Raw genomic sequence first — 16,515 nt, 5'->3', positions numbered from 1 at the left:
TCGCCGCGCGATGTCGCGTTATTCGAAGTCGCCGAGGTCGCGCACAGCGCCGCGGTCAGCCGAGGTGGCAAACGCCGCATAGGCCTTCAGCGCCTTGGTCACCTTGCGCTTGCGCAGTTCGGCTGGCTTCCAGCCCTTGGCGTCCTGTTCTGCACGGCGCGTGGCCAGTTCGGCCTCGTCGACGCGCAGGCTGATCGTGCGGTTGGGGATGTCGATGTCGATGATGTCGCCATCGCGCACCAGCCCGATCGTGCCGCCATTCGCCGCTTCCGGCGAAACGTGGCCGATCGACAGGCCCGAGGTGCCGCCCGAGAAGCGGCCGTCGGTCAGCAGCGCGCAGGCCTTGCCCAGACCCTTCGACTTCAGGTAGCTGGTCGGATAGAGCATTTCCTGCATGCCGGGGCCGCCCTTGGGGCCCTCATAGCGGATCACCACCACGTCGCCGGCCTTCACCTCGTTGGCGAGGATCGCCTTCACCGAGGCGTCCTGGCTCTCGAACACCTTGGCCGGACCGGAGAACTTCAGGATCGACTCGTCGACGCCGGCGGTCTTCACCACGCAGCCGTCGAGTGCGATGTTGCCCTTGAGCACGGCAAGGCCGCCGTCCTTGGAGAAGGGGTGCTCGGCCGAGCGGATGACGCCCTTTTCGCGGTCGAGGTCGAGTTCGTCCCAGCGCCGGTCCTGGCTGAAGGCAACCTGCGTCGGCACGCCGCCGGGGGCTGCGAGGAAGAAGTCGCGCACGGTCTGGCTCTTGGTGCGCGAGATGTCCCAATGGTCGAGCGCTTCGCCGAGCGTTGCGGTGTGCACGGTGGGCAGGTCGCGGTTGAGCAGGCCGGCCTTGTCGAGCTGGCCGAGGATTGCAAAGATGCCGCCGGCGCGGTGCACGTCTTCCATGTGCACGTCGGCCTTGGCGGGCGCCACCTTGCACAGCACCGGCACCTTGCGCGACAGCGCGTCGATGTCGTCCTGGTCGAAGTCGATCTCGCCTTCATGGGCGGAGGCCAGGATGTGCAGCACGGTGTTGGTCGACCCGCCCATGGCGATATCGAGCGCCATAGCGTTCTCGAACGCCCCCTTGCTGGCGATGTTGCGCGGCAGAACGCTTTCGTCGTCCTGCTCGTAGTAACGCTGGGCGAGGTCGACGATGAGATGGCCGGCCTCCACGAACAGCCGCTTGCGGTCGGCGTGGGTCGCCAGCGTCGAGCCGTTGCCGGGCAGCGACAGGCCGAGCGCCTCGGTCAGGCAGTTCATCGAGTTGGCGGTGAACATGCCCGAGCACGAGCCGCAGGTCGGGCAGGCCGAGCGCTCGATGATCTTGACGTCCTCGTCCGAAACCTTGTCGTCGGCCGCCGCCACCATGGCGTCGACCAGGTCGAGGGCGACGTTCTTGCCGCCGAGCACCACCTTGCCGGCTTCCATCGGGCCGCCCGAGACGAACACCGCGGGGATGTTGAGGCGCATCGCGGCCATCAGCATGCCGGGCGTGATCTTGTCGCAGTTGGAGATGCAGACCATGGCGTCGGCGCAGTGCGCGTTGACCATGTACTCGACGCTGTCGGCGATGATCTCGCGGCTCGGCAGCGAATAGAGCATGCCGTCATGGCCCATGGCGATGCCGTCGTCGACGGCGATGGTGTTGAACTCCTTGGCCACGCCGCCGGCCGCCTCGATCTCGCGGGCGACCAGCTGGCCGAGATCCTTGAGATGGACGTGTCCGGGCACGAACTGGGTGAAGGAGTTGACCACGGCGATGATCGGCTTGCCGAAGTCGGTGTCCTTCATGCCGGTGGCGCGCCAAAGGCCACGCGCGCCCGCCATGTTGCGGCCGTGGGTGGTGGTGCGCGAACGATAAGCAGGCATGGCGGCTCTCTCATACGATAGATGGCTAGGCAGATGGCTCGGTCAGGGATTGAGCCACTATCGCCCTTGCGTCAACCATTTTTCGCCCCAGTGGCCGGCTGGCATGCCGTTTAGGGAAGCCTGCCATGCGCTGAACGCAGCGCAAGCACCTTCCTAGCCCTTGGAGCTTGCGGCTTTCCTGGTCTTGCGCCCGCGCCTGAGTTCGGCGACGCCGACCGTCAGCCCCATAGCCAGAGCCATGGTGGCTGAGAGCGAACGGAAACCGCCGAAATCCGCTTCCGCCACCTCGAACCAGACCTTGGCGAACTGCGCCAGGGGCGAAAACGCGCTGTCGGTGATGGCGACGACCGGGACGTTGTTTGCCGAAAGTACCCGCGCCTCCTCGACCGTCGCCGAGGCATAGGGCGAAAAGCTGATGGCGATGACGGCGTCCTTCGGCGTGGCAAAGGAGATGATCTCCGGACTCAGCCCCGAGGCGGATTCGATCAACTGGCTGCGCACGCCGAGCTTGCCCAGCGCATAGGCGATGTAGCTGGCGACCGGATAGGAGCGGCGGCGGGCAAGGATATAGATCGTCTCGGCGCCATTGAGCAGTTCGACCGCCCTGTCGAGTGTCCCGTCGTCGAGATTGCGCGACATCACGTCCAGCGACTTGCTGGCGGCGGCCAGGAAGCCGTCGACAATGCGCCGGTTGCTGGTGCCTTCCTCGCCATCGCCGCGCACCACCGTCAGCCGCTCCTCATAGGAGGTCGTGCGCTCCCTGAGCCGTTCGCGGAACACCTGTTGCAGGCTGGTGAAGCCGTCATAGCCGAGATGCTGGGCAAAGCGGATCAGCGTCGAAGGCTGCACTCCGGCCGACGTCGCTATGCTGGCGGCGGTGCCGAAGGCGATCTCGTCGGGATTGTCGAGCGCATAGGCGGCGACCTGCGCGATGCGCTTGGGCAGGCTTTGGCGGCGATCGAGGATCAACGCCCGCAAGGCCTCGAAGTCGCGCGGCAAGTCCTCCGACATCGTCTCTGCCATCTGGTTCATTCCGTCTCCGCCTGATGCAACATATCGCTGCCGCGCCCGCCTGTCCAAATAAAATGAACTGAATGTTCCATTCTCGTGAAAATTCGACTATTCAGTCCGTCTGCGATGGTGCGGCTTATATAAACCGGGAGAGCGTGAAGTGACAGGTGTGGGACTTATCGGAACCGGTTTCATGGGCAAGTGCCATGCGCTCGCCTGGAACTCCGTCGCCACGGTGTTCGGCGATGTGCCGCGGCCGCGTCTCGTCCATCTTGGCGAAGCCAATGCCGATTTGGCCGCGCAGCGCGCATCGGAACTCGGCTTCGAGAAGGCGTCGGGCGACTGGCGTGCTGTTGTCGCCGACCCCGAGGTCGAGATCGTCTCGCTGACCACGCCCAACCAGTTCCATCCGGAGATGGCGATTGCCATCCTCGAGGCGGGAAAACACCTGTGGTGCGAAAAGCCGATGGCGCCGACGCTCGCCGAGGCGGAAGCCATGGCGGCTGCGGCGAGCCGGTCGGGCAAGGTCGCGGTGCTCGGCTACAACTACATCCAGAGCCCGGCGATCCGCCATATCCGCCAGTTGCTCGACGAAAAGATCATCGGCGAGGTCAACCATCTCCGTGTCGAGATGGACGAGGACTTCATGGCCGATCCCGACGCCCCCTTCTTCTGGAAGCACGAGACGACGTCGGGCTACGGCGCGCTCGACGATTTCGCGGTCCACCCGCTGTCGATGATTTCCGCCCTGTTCGGCCGCGTCGAGAGTGTCATGTGCGACATGGCAAAGCCCTATGCCGACCGGCAGGTAACGGGCGGCGGCCGCCGCGCGGTCGAGACCTGGGACATCGCCTCGAGCCTCATCCGCCTCGAAAACGGCGTCTCCGGCACGCTTCTGGTCAACCGCTCGGCCTGGGGCCGCAAGGGCCGCATCCAGGTCCAGATCTTCGGCTCCAAGGGCTCCATCGTCTTCGACCAGGAACGCTTCAACGAAATCCAGCTTTACGTCACCTCCGACCGGCCGACCGAACAGGGCTTTCGCACCATTTTGGCCGCGCCCCATCACAGCCCTTACGAAAAATTCATCCCCGCACCCGGCCACGGGCTGGGCTTCAACGACCTCAAGACCATCGAGTGCCGGGAACTGCTCGCCCGCATCGCCGGCGCGCCCGCCCGCGTCATCGACTTCGATGAGGGCCTCGAGATCGAGCGCACCGTGCATGCGATGGCAAGATCGTTTGCGGAACAGAAGTGGGTGAGGGTGAGGTAGGGGTCGCGTGCGGAGCCGATCGCGCTGGCGCGGCTCTGTCGCTGCGTCGGTGAACGCCGGATGCGCAAATTTTTCCATGGACCCCTCCTGTCGCAAAACCGCCAAGGAAGCATCACGTTAAGCTTCATTCCGGCGAAGCAAGGGCCGAGATGCTCGCACTTGGCGACCGAATGTGACAGGAAGCTTCATTCAATTGCGGCAGGTGCAAGCTGAACTGTACTACTTGTTGACACCTGAGATCGCAGCTGTATCCAGTCCAACTAAACAGATTCGACTTGCTTTCGTCTGAGGGGAAAACATGGAACATCTTGCCGTTGCCTCGGCTGTCATGGTCTTGGCTGCCGGGTCGGCTTTTGCGCAGGACGCAAGGCAGGCCGCTGTCGACTGGTCTGGCGCTTATGTCGGCGCCTTTGCTGGTGGCGCCAATGGCGATGCGACATATACCAACGTCCCCGTTGGCGTTCCCGATGTGGGCGCAATCGACGGCGGCCTTGCTGGCCTGAAAGCCGGCTATCGCTACCAGTACGGCGCGGCGGTCGTGGGCGTGTCGGTCGACGGAGCCTTGGGCAACGTCAAGGGTATGACGAGCGGCTTCAATCGCGGCCTGTTCAATGTGGATTGGCTGGCAACCGCCAACGCCCAGCTCGGATTGGCGTTCGGTCGTGCGCTGGTCTACGGCACTGCCGGCGGGGCGCTGGTCGGTATCCAGCATGACTACGACTCGGGCTCGTCCCTTGACGTCTCCTACCCCCGCCGCACGCACTCCGGTTATGCCATCGGCGGCGGCGCGGAATATGCGTTCGCGGAAAAGGCCTCGATCAGCTTCGAAGTCCGCCACTTTGTACTTGAGCCGCAGACCTTCCCGCATGTGGCCAACGTGCTGGCTCACACCGTCGATGCCGATTTCACGACCGGCACCATCGGGCTGAACGTCAGGTTCTAGAACGCCTGACCCGGAAGCTCTGTGCCGGCGGTCATGGCTCGCGCCATTTCGCCGGCAAATCGTTCCAATTTTAATCTTATCTTATTGTTAATACTTATCTTTCCTTCACTGCCCCTCTTCACGCTGATTCATGCCCCACCACTCATGATTCGCGAGGAGGCGTATGATGGAAAAGCGTTACGAACTGGTCCTGGACCCGTCCGATCTGTGGACTGTCTGGGATAGCAAGACCGAGGAACCGGCCATGCTCGGTTTTGCCCCGCTCATGGGCCTGACCAAGCCCGAGGCATCGATCGCCTGCGCCCTGCTCAACGACATCGACGAGAAAAGGACCAAGGCTAGGTCAGGTCGCGACCAGAGCGCGGCCTGACCGGCCGGGCTGCCGCCGTGATAGCGTGCAGCCCAGCATCGATATTGCCTCGGCCCGGCCGCGCCTGATATTGCGGCCGGGCCGCCCCCGCGGCGGAAAAGGCCCGGAACGACCTGATGACCAAGCTTCCCGACCTGCCGGTGACGGCGGTCCTGCCGCGACTCGCCGAGACCCTCATGTCGGGCAACAGCGCCGTGCTGGTCGCCCCGCCCGGTGCCGGCAAGACGACGCTGGTGCCGCTGGCCCTGCTCGACGCACCATGGCGCGGCGACGGCAGGATCATCCTGCTCGAGCCGCGTAGGCTTGCCGCCCGCGCCGCTGCCCGCCGCATGGCGTCCCTGCTCGGCGAGGAGCCGGGCGGTGTCGTCGGCTATGCCATGCGCATGGAAAACAAGGTCAGCGCGCGGACAAAAATCCTCGTCGTCACCGAGGGCGTGCTGGCCCGCATGATCCTCGACGACCCCGAACTGCCCGGCGTCGCTGCCGTGCTGTTCGACGAGTTCCATGAACGCTCGCTCGACGGCGACTTTGGGCTGGCGCTGGCGCTCGACGTGCAGGGCGCGTTGCGCCCGGATCTGCGGCTCGTGGTGATGTCGGCGACGCTCGACGGCGCGCGCGTCGCAAAACTGCTCGACGGGGCTGAAGTCATCGAAAGCCAAGGCCGCAGCTTCCCCGTCGACATCCGCTATGACGAACGCCCGGCCGGCATTGCCATCGAGGATGCCATGGCCAGGGCGATCCGCGCAGCCCTTGCCGACGAAACCGGCAGCGTGCTGGCCTTCCTGCCCGGCCAGCGCGAGATCGAGCGCACCGCCGAGCGCCTCGACGGGCGCGTTGGTGCAGATACCGACATCGTGCCGCTTTACGGCATGCTCGACGGCAAGGCGCAGGACGCCGCGATCAAGCCGGCGCCATCAGGCCGCCGCAAGGTCGTGCTGGCCACCTCCATCGCCGAGACCTCGATCACCATCGACGGCGTCCGCGTCGTCATCGATTCCGGCCTGTCGCGGCAGCCCAGGTACGAGCCGGCGAGCGGGTTGACCCGGCTGGAGACGGTGCGCGCCTCGCGCGCCGCCGCCGACCAGCGCGCCGGCCGTGCCGGCCGCACCAGCCCCGGCGTAGCCGTCCGCCTGTGGCGCGCCGAGCAGACGGCAGCCCTTCCCGCATTCTCGCCGCCCGAGATAACAGAGGCCGACCTGTCCGGCTTCGTGCTCGACTGCGCCGCCTTCGGCGTTGCCGACCCGACCACGCTTGCCTTCCTCGACCCGCCGCCCGCACCGGCTCTGGCCGAGGCGAAAGCACTTCTCGTTGAACTCGACGCCATCGATGCCGACGGCCGCCTGACCCCCTCCGGTCAGGCGATGCGCAAGCTCGCGCTGCCGGTCCGTCTCGCCCACATGGTCGCGGAAGCCGCGCGGCAGGGGGCGGCACTTGAGGCAGCGCAGCTCGCCGTGCTGATGACCGAGCGCGGTCTCGGCGGCGACAGCGCCGACCTCGAACGCCGGCTGCAGCGCTTCCGCTCGGAGCGCTCGCCGCGTGCCACTGCGGCGCGGCAACTGGCCGAGAGGCTGGCGCGGCAAGCCAGCAACGGCAGGCAAGCCGAGGCCGACCCGGCCACCCCCGGCGCGCTGCTGCTTCTCGCCTGGCCCGACCGTGTCGCCAAGGCGCGCGGCGAGCGTGGCCGTTTCGTGCTGGCCAATGGCAGCGGGGCAGCACTCGACGCCGCCGATCCGCTCGCCGGCGAACCGTTTCTCGTTGTGGCCGACCTGCAGGGCAAGGCGCAGAGCGCCCGCATCGCGTCCGCCGCCGCAGTCTCGGAGGCCGATATCCGCACTGCTCTCGCAAGCCACCTCGAGCGCCGGACCGAAGCGAGCTTCGACAGGGAAAAGCGCTCGGTGCGCGTGCGCGAAACCGTCCGGCTTGGTGCCATCACCCTGTCCGAGCGCATGCTGCCGGCGCCGAAGGGCGACGAGGCCGACCGCGCCATCATCGAAGCACTGCGCGCCCATGGACTCGGCCTGCTCGACTGGGGCAAGGAGGCGGAGACGCTGCGCCAGCGGCTCACTTGGCTGCATCGCGGCCTGGGCGAGCCCTGGCCCGACATGTCCGACGAGGCCTTGCTCGCCCACCTAGAGGACTGGCTGTTGCCGTTCCTGCGCGGCGAGGCGTCCTTCGCCCGCATCGACAATGGTGTGCTCCACGATGGCCTGATGTCGCTGGTGCCGCACGACCTGCAACGCAAGATCGGCTCGCTTGCGCCGACACATTTCACGGCACCCTCCGGCAGCCATGTACCGATCCGCTACGACGGCGAATGGCCGGTGCTGGCGGTCCGCGTGCAGGAGCTGTTCGGCATGGACAAGCATCCGTCCATTGCCGGTGGCACCGTGCCGCTCACCCTCGAATTGCTGTCGCCGGCGCACCGGCCGATCCAGACCACGCGCGACCTGCCCGGTTTCTGGCGCGGTTCTTGGGCCGACGTGCGCTCCGACATGCGCGGCCGCTACCCCCGGCATGTCTGGCCCGACAATCCGCTGGAAGCCCAGGCCACCGCCCGCGCCAAGCCGCGCGGCACTTAACGCTTGGCGCAGCGCCGCTTGCGGCGCATATAGCGAAAATGACCTCCTCGATGCGCATGCCCGACCTCCAGCACAGCCACCGGCTTCGTCTCAACACGCTGATCCGCCTGCGCTGGCTGGCCATCGTCGGCCAGAGCATCTCGGTGGTCGTGGTCGCCTACTGGCTGGAGTTCCCGATGCCGGTCGGCGTGTGTTTCGCGCTGATCGCCAGTTCGGCCTGGCTCAACCTGTTCCTTGCCTTCCGCTATCCGGCCACCCACCGGCTCAATCCCTTCGCCGCCTTCGGCATCCTCACCTTCGACAGCCTGCAGCTTGCCGGACTGTTGTTCATGACCGGCGGGCTCACCAATCCGTTCTCGCTGCTGATGACAGTTCCCGTTGTCATCTCGGCCACCTCGCTGCCCTTGCGGCTCACCGCGCTGCTCGCCGGCCTGGTCATCGTCATGGTCAGCCTGCTTGCCTTCTTCCACCTGCCGCTTCCCTGGTACAAGGGCATGGCGCTGGCGATGCCGTTCATCTACACATCGGGCATCTGGATCGCGGTATGCTGCTCAATCGCGTTCACCGCCATGTATGCCTTCCGTGTCGCCGACGAGGCGCGGCTGCTCGCCAACGCGCTCGCAGCCACCGAGCTGGTGCTGCAGCGCGAGCAGCATTTGTCGGCGCTCGACGGCCTTGCCGCCGCGGCCGCCCATGAGCTCGGCACGCCACTCGCCACCATCACCCTGGTCGCCAAGGAGATGGAGCGGGCGCTGGGCAGCGATCCCAGATTCGGCGAGGATGTCACCTTGCTGCGCAGCCAGAGCGAACGCTGCCGCGAGATCCTCAAGCGTCTCACCAGCCTATCGTCGGAAGGCGAGGAGCATCTCGCCCGCCTGCCGCTGACCTCGCTGATCGAGGAGGTCGTCGCGCCCCATCGCGATTTCGGCATTTCCATCAAGCTGGATCCGGGCGTGCGCATCGGCCCCGAGCCGGTCGGCCACCGCAATCCGGGCGTCATCTACGGTCTCGGCAACCTCGTCGAGAACGCCGTCGACTTCGCCCGCAGCAGCGTCTCCGTCCGCTGGAGCTGGGACGACGAAACCGTCGCCTTCAGCGTGCTCGACGATGGTCCCGGCTTCCCAGCCGATATCCTCGACCGCATCGGCGAGCCCTATATGTCTACACGGCAGGGCGCCGAGCCGGGTGGTGGTCTGGGCCTTGGCCTGTTCATCGCCAAGACGCTGCTCGAGCGCTCCGGCGCCGAGATCAGCTTCAGCAATGCCAGCGGACCGGGCGAGGGCGCCGTCGTCGAGATCACTTGGCCGCGCGCCATCTTCCTCAATCCGGTGCCCAGCGGCACGACGATGTTCGACACGGCATGAACAATTGAACGGCGTGCCCACGCTTGCGCCATTGGACATCGCCGCCGAGCACCTATATCTGCTTGGAAAACCACAAGAACGCTGGGCTCAACGATAAAAAGGATCGAACGATGACCACCCAGGACATGGCAGGCGGGCTGCCTGGCGAAGACCACTCACTGCTGCTCGTCGATGATGACAAGCCGTTCCTGACGCGCCTTGCGCGGGCCATGGAAACCCGCGGTTTCGTCGTCGATACCGCCGAGAGCGTCGAGGAGGCCGTCGCCAAGGTGCGTGCCAATCCGCCCGCCTACGCCGTGGTCGACATGCGCCTTGGCGACGGCAATGGCCTCGATGTCGTCTTGGCCATCCGCGAGCACCGCGAAGATACCCGCACCGTCATCCTCACCGGCTACGGCAACATCGCCACCGCCGTTACCGCAGTGAAGCTCGGCGCCATCGACTATCTGTCCAAGCCCGCCGACGCCGACGACGTCTATGCCGCCCTCACCAACTCGACCGGCGAGCGCGCAGCACCCCCGGAAAACCCGATGTCGGCCGATCGCGTCCGCTGGGAGCATATCCAGCGCGTCTACGAGATGTGCGAGCGCAACGTGTCGGAGACCGCGCGTCGCCTCAACATGCACCGCCGCACGCTGCAGCGCATCCTCGCCAAGCGGGCGCCGAGATAAGCGAATAGCGAGTAGTGAGTAGCGAATAGTGGGCGGCGCTTGATCTTCAGGCGCCGTTTCTCTTTCTACTATTCCCTATTCCCTATTCCCTATTCCCTATTCCCTATTCCCTATTCCCTATTCCCTATTCCCTTACTCACTCTCCCCCTCCAGCGCCGGCACCGAAACGCCGGCCAGTTCAGCCGCCAGCAGGCGGGCCGCACCCGCACGCGCGATGCGCAGCATCAGTGCCTTGCGCGTCGCCGCTGCCATCCGGTGCTCCGGCGCCTCGCGCATGATCTCCGCGCCATAGCCGTCCGAAAGGATGAAGCCGCATTCCTCTGGGAAGATTTCGGCGGGAACCTCCGGGTGCGTTGCAAAGAAAAAGCGGTCCGAATGCAGCCGGTAGTCAGGCCATTTGCGGTCGACGCGAAAATCCTCGATCGACGACTTGATCTCGATGATCCAGATGTCGCCCTGCCGCGTCAGCGCCACGAGGTCGGCCCGGCGCCCCGTCGCCAGCGACAGTTCGGGCAGAACATGGGCGCCCATCTGCATCAGCAGGCGCTGCACCCCGCGCCGCACCATCATGGCGCGATCGGACTGGCGACCGTCGACGAGCGGATTGGATTGAACAGGTGAAATGATCGGCATGGACCAATCATTGCATCATTTGTTCACGTTTTGAACCCGCAATCTGGCATTATTCCAGGCGGCCCTCGCGCCACCTCTCCGCGTTGAGCTTTGTCGCCTTTCCCGCGATGCGTGTTGCCAAAATGCCATACCCACCAGCCTATGTGGCCCGAGGCCGGCTTTGCGTCGCCCCGCCCCTTGGCAAGCAAAATGGCCGACCCGTAAACATGGTGGCGAAAATGAGGCCGAATCGGCCCGGACGTCGCTCTTGCTCGGGAACATCTCATGCGCTTGAAGTCCTATGCCATCGTCGCCGCGCTGGCGCTCACCACCGCACTGGCGGGCTGCTCGACGGACGGCGTGTCGCGCATGTTCTCCAACGACTACGGCACCCGCGCCGATGCCGGTTACCAGCTTCCGACCATTCCGATCAGCAAGGTCCCGCGCAAGTACCACCGGCAGCTGGTCCGCTACGAGACCAGCGAGAAGCCGGGCACGATCGTCGTCGATACCAAGGAAAAGTTCCTCTATCTCGTCGAGCCCGAGGGCAAGGCGATGCGCTACGGCATCGGCGTCGGCCGCGAGGGCTTCGAGTGGCAGGGCACGGCGCGCGTCGCGCTCAAGCGCGAGTGGCCGACCTGGACGCCTCCGGGCGAAATGATCAAGCGGCAGCCCGAGCTCGCCAAATATGCCAAGGGCATGGAACCGGGTCTGACCAACCCGCTCGGCGCCCGCGCCCTCTATCTGTTCAACAAGGGCGGCGACTCGGGCTATCGCCTGCACGGCACGCCGGAATGGAACTCCATCGGCAAGGCCATGTCGTCCGGCTGCATCCGGCTGATGAACCAGGACATCGTCGATCTGTACAACCGCGTCGAAGTCGGCGCCAAGGTCATCGTCCAATAGAGCGCCGTGCGTCCGAATGGACGCACAAAGGACGCTCTAACCATTGAATCTGCGCGAACCGTCCAGGCAACACGGACGTCGCAAACAAAAAACCGGGCGCTTTGGCCCGGTTTTTTGTTTTTTTAGTCCGACTATGAAGCGGAAAGCCGCGTCAGGTGGTCGTCGGTGTAGAGCCCGCGAAGAGCCTCAGGAAACCTGTTCGACCTGCTGCACTTCGGGCACGAAATGGCGCAAAAGGTTCTGGATGCCGTGCTTCAGCGTCGCCGTCGACGACGGGCAGCCGGCGCAGGCGCCCTTCATGTGCAGGAACACCGTGCCGTTCTCGTAGCCGCGGAAGGTGATGTCGCCGCCGTCCTGGGCAACGGCGGGACGAACGCGCGTGTCGAGCAGTTCCTTGATCGTCACGACGATTTCGGCGTCGGCCTGGTCGTAGAACTCGTCGGCGTCGTCATGATGGCCTTCCGAGCCCTTGCCTTCGGCCGCCATGACGGGCGCACCCGACATGAAATGTTCCATGATCGAGCCGAGAATCGCCGGCTTGAGGTGCTGCCAGTCCGGGCCGTCCTTGGACACGGTGATGAAGTCGTAGCCGAAGAACACGCCGGTCACGCCGGGAATGTCGAACAGCCGGCCGGCCAGCGGCGAGGCAGTACGCGCGCTGTCGGCGTCGCGGAAATCGGCGGTGCCTTCCCGCAGGACTTCCTTGCCGGGGAGGAATTTCAGCGTCGCCGGATTGGGGGTCGCTTCGGTCTGGATGAACATGGCATGTCTCCGCGCCCGTTCAAGGCGGGCGGATAGATTGGAATAATTCTAAGTAGGCTCAATTTCGGGTACATTCAAGCGAAAGCCCGCTTCCCGCAGTCCGCCTGGCGAATGAATTTTCTCAGGCCAGGCTGGCGATGTCCTCGTCGGACAGGTTCTGCGGCACCACCGTCACCGGGATCGGGAAAGCTGCTGCCTTGCCGGCGATCGAGGCGACCAGCGGGCCGGGGCCCTCCTTGCCGGCGCCTGCGGCCAGCACCAGGATGGCGATGTCCTGGTCGTCTTCGATCAGTTTGTGGATCTGGTCGGCAGGCCGGCCCTCGCGCACCACCAGCTCCGGCTCGATGCCGAGCGTCTCGCGCACCTTGGTCGCCTGGGTGTCGAGCGCGGCATTGGCAGTTGCGGTGGCTTCCTCGCGCATGATCTTCTCGACGCCGAGCCAGTGCTGGAAGTCGTCGGGCTCGATGACGTAGAGCAGCACCAGCACGCCATTGGTCGACTTGGCGCGCTTCGAGGCATAGGCGACGGCCCGCTCGCATTCGGGCGTTTCGTCGATGATCGCCAGGAACTTGCGCCGGTGCCCGGCTTCCTTGCTGAGGCGTTTGGAGACCATTTCCTACCCTGGTGCGTGTGGCATTTCAGTCTGCAATTTGCCACCGCCGCTTGCCGCCTGCAAGCAGGCCGGTAGCGAAGCCGGCGCAAGATTCGCCAAAGGCAATGACTTTGGCGAAGCCATCATGCGCCGGTGCAAGGGGCAGTCGCGCTCCAGTTCAGTCGCCCAGCAGGCCGATGATGTTGCGCACGTCCTTCATCGTGCCCTCGGCAATGGTACGGGCCCGGTCGCCGCCGTCGCGCAGCACGCTGTCGATGTAGCCGGGATCGGCCATCAGGCGGCGCATCTCGCCGGCGATCGGCGCGAGCTTGTCGACCGCGAGATCGGCAAGGGCCGGCTTGAACACCGAGAACTGCTGGCCGGCGAACTGGCGCAGCACCTCTTCCTTGGTGATGTCGGCGAGGCCGGCATAGATGCCGACGAGGTTTTCCGCCTCGGGACGCTCCGCGAGGCCGTCGAGTTCGCTCGGCAGCGGCGCCGGATCGGTCTTTGCCTTGCGGATCTTCTTCGAGATCGTGTCGGCGTCGTCGGTCAGGTTGATGCGCGACAGGTCGGATGGATCCGACTTCGACATCTTCTTCGAGCCGTCGCGCAGGCTCATGATGCGCGCCGCCGGCCCGCCGATCAGCGGCTCGGTGATCGGGAAATAGCCGTTGACCGTTTCCTCGCCCACCTGCATCTCCACGCCGATGCCGAGATCGGCGATGCGGGCGGAAAAGTCGTTGTTGAACTTCTGGGCAATGTCGCGCGTCAGTTCCAGATGCTGCTTCTGGTCGTCGCCGACGGGCACATGGGTGGCGCGGTAGAGCAGGATGTCGGCCGCCATCAGGCTCGGATAGGCAAGCAGGCCCAGCGAAGCGTTCTCGCGGTCCTTGCCGGCCTTGTCCTTGAACTGCGTCATGCGGTTCATCCAGCCGATGCGCGCCACGCAGTTGAAGATCCAGGCCAGCTCGGCATGCTGCAGCACGCGGGCCTGGTTGAAGACGATGTGCTTCTTGGGATCGATGCCGGCCGCCAGGAAGGTTGCGGTGATCGAGCGCGTCTGGCCCTCGAGGTCGTCATGGACGAGCTGGGCTGTCAGCGAATGCAGGTCGACGACGCAATAGATGCATTCGTTGGTTTCCTGCAGGGCGACGAACTTGCGGATGGCGCCGAGATAGTTGCCGAGGTGGAGATTGCCGGTCGGCTGGACGCCGGAGAAGACGAGAGGCTTGAAGGCGGTCATGATTGATCCCGTGGCTTGTGGAGGGCCGTTTCGCGCGCGGCGAAATGCGAGAGGCGCTTATGAACGAGGCCGCGGATCGTCGCAAGAGCCAATGAAAGGCACCTTTTGCCGGCCCCTCATTGAACCCTATAACGCTCTGCGTTATACGTTGGCCATGATCCTGGGCTTCGCCGATGCCGAGACCGAGAAGATTTGGCACGGCCAGCGAAGTCGCAAGCTGCCGTCCGATATCCAGGACAAATGCCTCGTCAAGCTGCGTATGCTCAACAGCGCACGCAAGCTTGACGACCTGAAGGTTCCGCCCGGCAACCGGCTGGAGGCATTGAAGGGAGAGCGGAAGGGGCAATTCTCGATCAGGATCAACGACCAGTGGCGCATTTTTTTCCGCTGGTCCGACGGAGCGGCAACCGATGTCGAAATTACAGATTACCACTGAAGAACTTCACAACCCGCATGCGGGTGAGATCATGGCCTCTGAGTTCATGGAGCCGCTTGGATTGAGCCAGAACGCCTTGGCGCGTGCCATCGGCGTGTCGCCGCGGCGCATCAACGAGATCGTGCTCGGCAAGCGCGCCATCACCGCCGACACGGACCTGCGGCTGGCGCGCTATTTCGGCGTGTCGGAGGGCTTTTTCCTCGGTCTCCAGATGGATTTCGAGCTGCTCGAGCGCAAGCGTGTATTGGGCGATGAACTGAACAAGATCGTTCCGCGCGCGGCCTGATCACTCCTCGACCGGCATCGGCGTGCCTTTCCGCCTGATGTTGCGCCTGATCATGCCGATGTCGGCGCCTCCGATAGCGAAGGCGACGGCGAAATAGACGACCACCGCACCGCTCACCAGCACGGCAAGTGCTGCTGCCTGGGTGTAGAAGGGGGCCGCCGAGCCGAGCCAGGGCTCGGCCTTGGCTGCGGCGAACCACAGCCCGCCGGCCATCACGGCGGAGGCGATCACCAGTCGCGGCGTGCGCTTGAGCAGCCCGGCGTCGCGGTCCCAGTGGCCGCGCCGGATCAGCGTTCCCAAAAGCAGGGCTGCGTTGATCCAGCCGGCGATCGCCGAAGCGGTGGCAATGCCGGGCGCGCCCATCGAGGGAAACAGCGTTAGCGCCACCGTGATGTTGACCGCCACCGAGGCTGCCGCAAAATACATCGGCGTGCGCGTGTCCTCGCGGGCGAAGAAGCCAGGGGTAAACGCCTTGATCAGCACGAAGGCCGGCAGGCCAAGGCCGAAGATCGACAGAATGGAGGCGACGACCACAGTGCTGTCAGCCGTGAACGCGCCGCGCTCATAGAGCACGCGGATGATCGGCTCCGAGATGACGAGCAGGGCGGCCGCTGCCGGCAGTGTCAAAAACAGCGTGAACTCGACCGAGCGGTTCTGCAAATTGGCGGCCTCGATCAGGTTGCCGGACTTCAGCGCCCGCGACAGTTCGGGCAGCAGCACGATGGCGACCGCGACGCCCACCACGCCCAGCGGCAGCTGGTAGATGCGGTCGGCCAGGTTGAGCGAGGAGACGGCACTTGCCTGGCCCGAGGCGATGGCCGTGCCGATCAGCGTGTTGATCTGGGTGATGCCGCCGGTGATCGCCGCGGGCAGGGCCAGCCACAAAAGTCGCTTGACGTTGGGCGTAAGCTTCGGCCGGCGGAAGCCGATCGCAATGCCGGCGTGGCGCACCGCGATCCAGACGATGCCGAGCTGCACCAGCCCCGCGGCCAGCACGCCCCAGGCCAGCGCATAGCCCACCGCCAGCCCGTCATGGCCACGGTACCAGGCATTGGCGAGCACTGCGACCAGGATGATGTTGAGGAACACGGGCGCGATCGCAGCCGCAAAATAGCGGCGCAGCGAGTTGAGCATGCCGCTCATCATCGCGGCCAGCGACATGCAGATCAGGTAGGGGAACATGATGGTGGCGAGCGCCACGGTCAGGTCGAATTTCTCGGGATCGGCGGCAAAGCCCGGTGCCACCACGAAGCGCACGATCAGCGGCATCGCCAGTTCCATGACGATGGTCAGCGCCAAAAGCGCGGTGAACAGGACGCCGAAAACCTCTTCCGAAAAGCGCTTGGCGCCTTCGACGCCGTTCGCTTCGATCTCCTTGGCAAACAGCGGCACGAAGGCGGCGTTGAACGCGCCTTCGGCGAACAGCCGGCGGAAGGTGTTGGGAAACTGGAACGCCGCATAGAAGGCGTCGGCGATCGGACCGGTGCCGAGGGCTGCGGCCATCAGCATCTCGCGGGCAAAGCCCAGCACCCGGCTCATCAGCGTGCCCGACGCGACCGTCGCGAATTTCTTGATCAGTGACATGGGGCGCGACAATGCCTTGGCGA

16 protein-coding genes are annotated in these 16,515 nt (G+C 65.2%); 9 read left to right on the top strand and 7 right to left on the bottom strand.

Annotation, left to right across the window (positions count from 1 at the left end; translation table 11 throughout):
* Positions 1-18: 18 nt before the first annotated feature.
* Together ilvD and ABSY17_RS22995 are read right to left on the bottom strand one after the other, a co-directional pair.
* The gene (ilvD, locus tag ABSY17_RS23000) at positions 19-1,860 is read right to left on the bottom strand and encodes a dihydroxy-acid dehydratase (protein ID WP_378946009.1); all 1,842 of its coding nucleotides are present in this window, start codon (positions 1,858-1,860) and stop codon (positions 19-21) included.
* Positions 1,861-2,013: 153 nt separating this feature from the next.
* Positions 2,014-2,871 (bottom strand): MurR/RpiR family transcriptional regulator, encoded by an 858-nt coding sequence (locus ABSY17_RS22995; protein WP_378952979.1) that lies wholly within the window; start codon positions 2,869-2,871, stop codon positions 2,014-2,016.
* 160 nt (positions 2,872-3,031) lie between these two features.
* On the opposite strand from ABSY17_RS22995, the gene ABSY17_RS22990 reads away from it, so the two are divergent.
* The 6 genes from ABSY17_RS22990 to ABSY17_RS22965 all read left to right on the top strand — a co-directional run bounded on the left by ABSY17_RS22990 (position 3,032) and on the right by ABSY17_RS22965 (position 10,068).
* Positions 3,032-4,141, top strand: coding sequence for a Gfo/Idh/MocA family protein (locus ABSY17_RS22990; protein ID WP_378946006.1), 1,110 nt, complete (start codon positions 3,032-3,034; stop codon positions 4,139-4,141).
* 298 nt (positions 4,142-4,439) lie between these two features.
* Positions 4,440-5,084 (top strand): outer membrane protein, encoded by a 645-nt coding sequence (locus tag ABSY17_RS22985; protein ID WP_378946004.1) that lies wholly within the window; start codon positions 4,440-4,442, stop codon positions 5,082-5,084.
* 166 nt (positions 5,085-5,250) lie between these two features.
* A complete protein-coding gene (locus ABSY17_RS22980; RefSeq protein ID WP_378946001.1) occupies positions 5,251-5,454 on the top strand; it encodes a hypothetical protein in 204 nt (67 codons plus the stop codon).
* A 116-nt stretch (positions 5,455-5,570) separates the two neighbouring features.
* The gene (gene hrpB / locus ABSY17_RS22975; protein ID WP_378945999.1) at positions 5,571-8,033 is read left to right on the top strand and encodes an ATP-dependent helicase HrpB; all 2,463 of its coding nucleotides are present in this window, start codon (positions 5,571-5,573) and stop codon (positions 8,031-8,033) included.
* Between the two features lie 38 nt (positions 8,034-8,071).
* Complete coding sequence (locus tag ABSY17_RS22970) at positions 8,072-9,397, top strand: ActS/PrrB/RegB family redox-sensitive histidine kinase (protein WP_378945996.1); 1,326 nt, start codon at positions 8,072-8,074, stop codon at positions 9,395-9,397.
* Positions 9,398-9,507: 110 nt separating this feature from the next.
* Complete coding sequence (locus tag ABSY17_RS22965) at positions 9,508-10,068, top strand: ActR/PrrA/RegA family redox response regulator transcription factor (protein WP_378945993.1); 561 nt, start codon at positions 9,508-9,510, stop codon at positions 10,066-10,068.
* A 132-nt stretch (positions 10,069-10,200) separates the two neighbouring features.
* Here ABSY17_RS22965 and ABSY17_RS22960 read toward each other — a convergent pair whose 3' ends face one another.
* On the bottom strand, positions 10,201-10,701 hold the full coding sequence (locus tag ABSY17_RS22960) for an MmcB family DNA repair protein (RefSeq protein WP_378945990.1): 501 nt from the start codon (positions 10,699-10,701) through the stop codon (positions 10,201-10,203).
* 264 nt (positions 10,702-10,965) lie between these two features.
* On the opposite strand from ABSY17_RS22960, the gene ABSY17_RS22955 reads away from it, so the two are divergent.
* A complete protein-coding gene (locus tag ABSY17_RS22955) occupies positions 10,966-11,586 on the top strand; it encodes a L,D-transpeptidase (RefSeq protein WP_378945987.1) in 621 nt (206 codons plus the stop codon).
* 186 nt (positions 11,587-11,772) lie between these two features.
* On the opposite strand, the gene ABSY17_RS22950 is transcribed toward ABSY17_RS22955, so the two are convergent.
* The 3 genes from ABSY17_RS22950 to trpS form a co-directional block, all read right to left on the bottom strand.
* Positions 11,773-12,348 carry a NifU family protein gene (locus tag ABSY17_RS22950; protein ID WP_378945984.1) on the bottom strand — a complete coding sequence of 192 codons (576 nt, stop codon included), beginning with the start codon at positions 12,346-12,348 and terminating at the stop codon, positions 11,773-11,775.
* Positions 12,349-12,469: 121 nt separating this feature from the next.
* Positions 12,470-12,961 (bottom strand): universal stress protein, encoded by a 492-nt coding sequence (locus ABSY17_RS22945; protein ID WP_378945981.1) that lies wholly within the window; start codon positions 12,959-12,961, stop codon positions 12,470-12,472.
* A 157-nt stretch (positions 12,962-13,118) separates the two neighbouring features.
* Positions 13,119-14,186, bottom strand: coding sequence for a tryptophan--tRNA ligase (gene trpS, locus ABSY17_RS22940; RefSeq protein WP_378945979.1), 1,068 nt, complete (start codon positions 14,184-14,186; stop codon positions 13,119-13,121).
* 154 nt (positions 14,187-14,340) lie between these two features.
* Between trpS and ABSY17_RS22935 the strand changes: the two genes are divergently transcribed.
* A complete protein-coding gene (locus tag ABSY17_RS22935) occupies positions 14,341-14,622 on the top strand; it encodes a type II toxin-antitoxin system RelE/ParE family toxin (RefSeq protein ID WP_378952976.1) in 282 nt (93 codons plus the stop codon).
* On the top strand, positions 14,597-14,908 hold the full coding sequence (locus tag ABSY17_RS22930) for a HigA family addiction module antitoxin (protein ID WP_378945976.1): 312 nt from the start codon (positions 14,597-14,599) through the stop codon (positions 14,906-14,908). The genes ABSY17_RS22935 and ABSY17_RS22930 overlap by 26 nt, the downstream gene beginning before the upstream one ends.
* On the opposite strand, the gene murJ is transcribed toward ABSY17_RS22930, so the two are convergent.
* Complete coding sequence (gene murJ, locus ABSY17_RS22925; protein ID WP_378945973.1) at positions 14,909-16,492, bottom strand: murein biosynthesis integral membrane protein MurJ; 1,584 nt, start codon at positions 16,490-16,492, stop codon at positions 14,909-14,911.
* Between the last annotated feature and the right edge of the window lie 23 nt (positions 16,493-16,515).

The organism is Mesorhizobium sp. ANAO-SY3R2 (assembly GCF_042466635.1).
Lineage (GTDB): Bacteria > Pseudomonadota > Alphaproteobacteria > Rhizobiales > Rhizobiaceae > Aminobacter.
The sequence above is the reverse complement of the archived record's forward strand: the minus strand, read 5'-3'. Positions and strand labels throughout refer to the sequence as shown.

Excerpts from the sequence above, each read along its gene's own strand:
- ilvD (WP_378946009.1), bottom strand. The coding sequence starts at position 1,860 with ATGCCTGCTTATCGTTCGCGCACCACCACCCACGGCCGCAACATGGCG.
- hrpB (WP_378945999.1), top strand. The coding sequence starts at position 5,571 with ATGACCAAGCTTCCCGACCTGCCGGTGACGGCGGTCCTGCCGCGACTC.
- ABSY17_RS22955 (WP_378945987.1), top strand. The coding sequence starts at position 10,966 with ATGCGCTTGAAGTCCTATGCCATCGTCGCCGCGCTGGCGCTCACCACC.
- ABSY17_RS22950 (WP_378945984.1), bottom strand. The coding sequence starts at position 12,348 with ATGTTCATCCAGACCGAAGCGACCCCCAATCCGGCGACGCTGAAATTC.
- ABSY17_RS22970 (WP_378945996.1), top strand. The coding sequence starts at position 8,072 with ATGACCTCCTCGATGCGCATGCCCGACCTCCAGCACAGCCACCGGCTT.
- ABSY17_RS22935 (WP_378952976.1), top strand. The coding sequence starts at position 14,341 with ATGATCCTGGGCTTCGCCGATGCCGAGACCGAGAAGATTTGGCACGGC.
- ABSY17_RS22995 (WP_378952979.1), bottom strand. The coding sequence starts at position 2,871 with ATGTCGGAGGACTTGCCGCGCGACTTCGAGGCCTTGCGGGCGTTGATC.
- murJ (WP_378945973.1), bottom strand. The coding sequence starts at position 16,492 with ATGTCACTGATCAAGAAATTCGCGACGGTCGCGTCGGGCACGCTGATG.
- ABSY17_RS22965 (WP_378945993.1), top strand. The coding sequence starts at position 9,508 with ATGACCACCCAGGACATGGCAGGCGGGCTGCCTGGCGAAGACCACTCA.
- ABSY17_RS22985 (WP_378946004.1), top strand. The coding sequence starts at position 4,440 with ATGGAACATCTTGCCGTTGCCTCGGCTGTCATGGTCTTGGCTGCCGGG.
- ABSY17_RS22980 (WP_378946001.1), top strand. The coding sequence starts at position 5,251 with ATGGAAAAGCGTTACGAACTGGTCCTGGACCCGTCCGATCTGTGGACT.
- ABSY17_RS22960 (WP_378945990.1), bottom strand. The coding sequence starts at position 10,701 with ATGCCGATCATTTCACCTGTTCAATCCAATCCGCTCGTCGACGGTCGC.
- ABSY17_RS22930 (WP_378945976.1), top strand. The coding sequence starts at position 14,597 with ATGTCGAAATTACAGATTACCACTGAAGAACTTCACAACCCGCATGCG.
- trpS (WP_378945979.1), bottom strand. The coding sequence starts at position 14,186 with ATGACCGCCTTCAAGCCTCTCGTCTTCTCCGGCGTCCAGCCGACCGGC.
- ABSY17_RS22945 (WP_378945981.1), bottom strand. The coding sequence starts at position 12,961 with ATGGTCTCCAAACGCCTCAGCAAGGAAGCCGGGCACCGGCGCAAGTTC.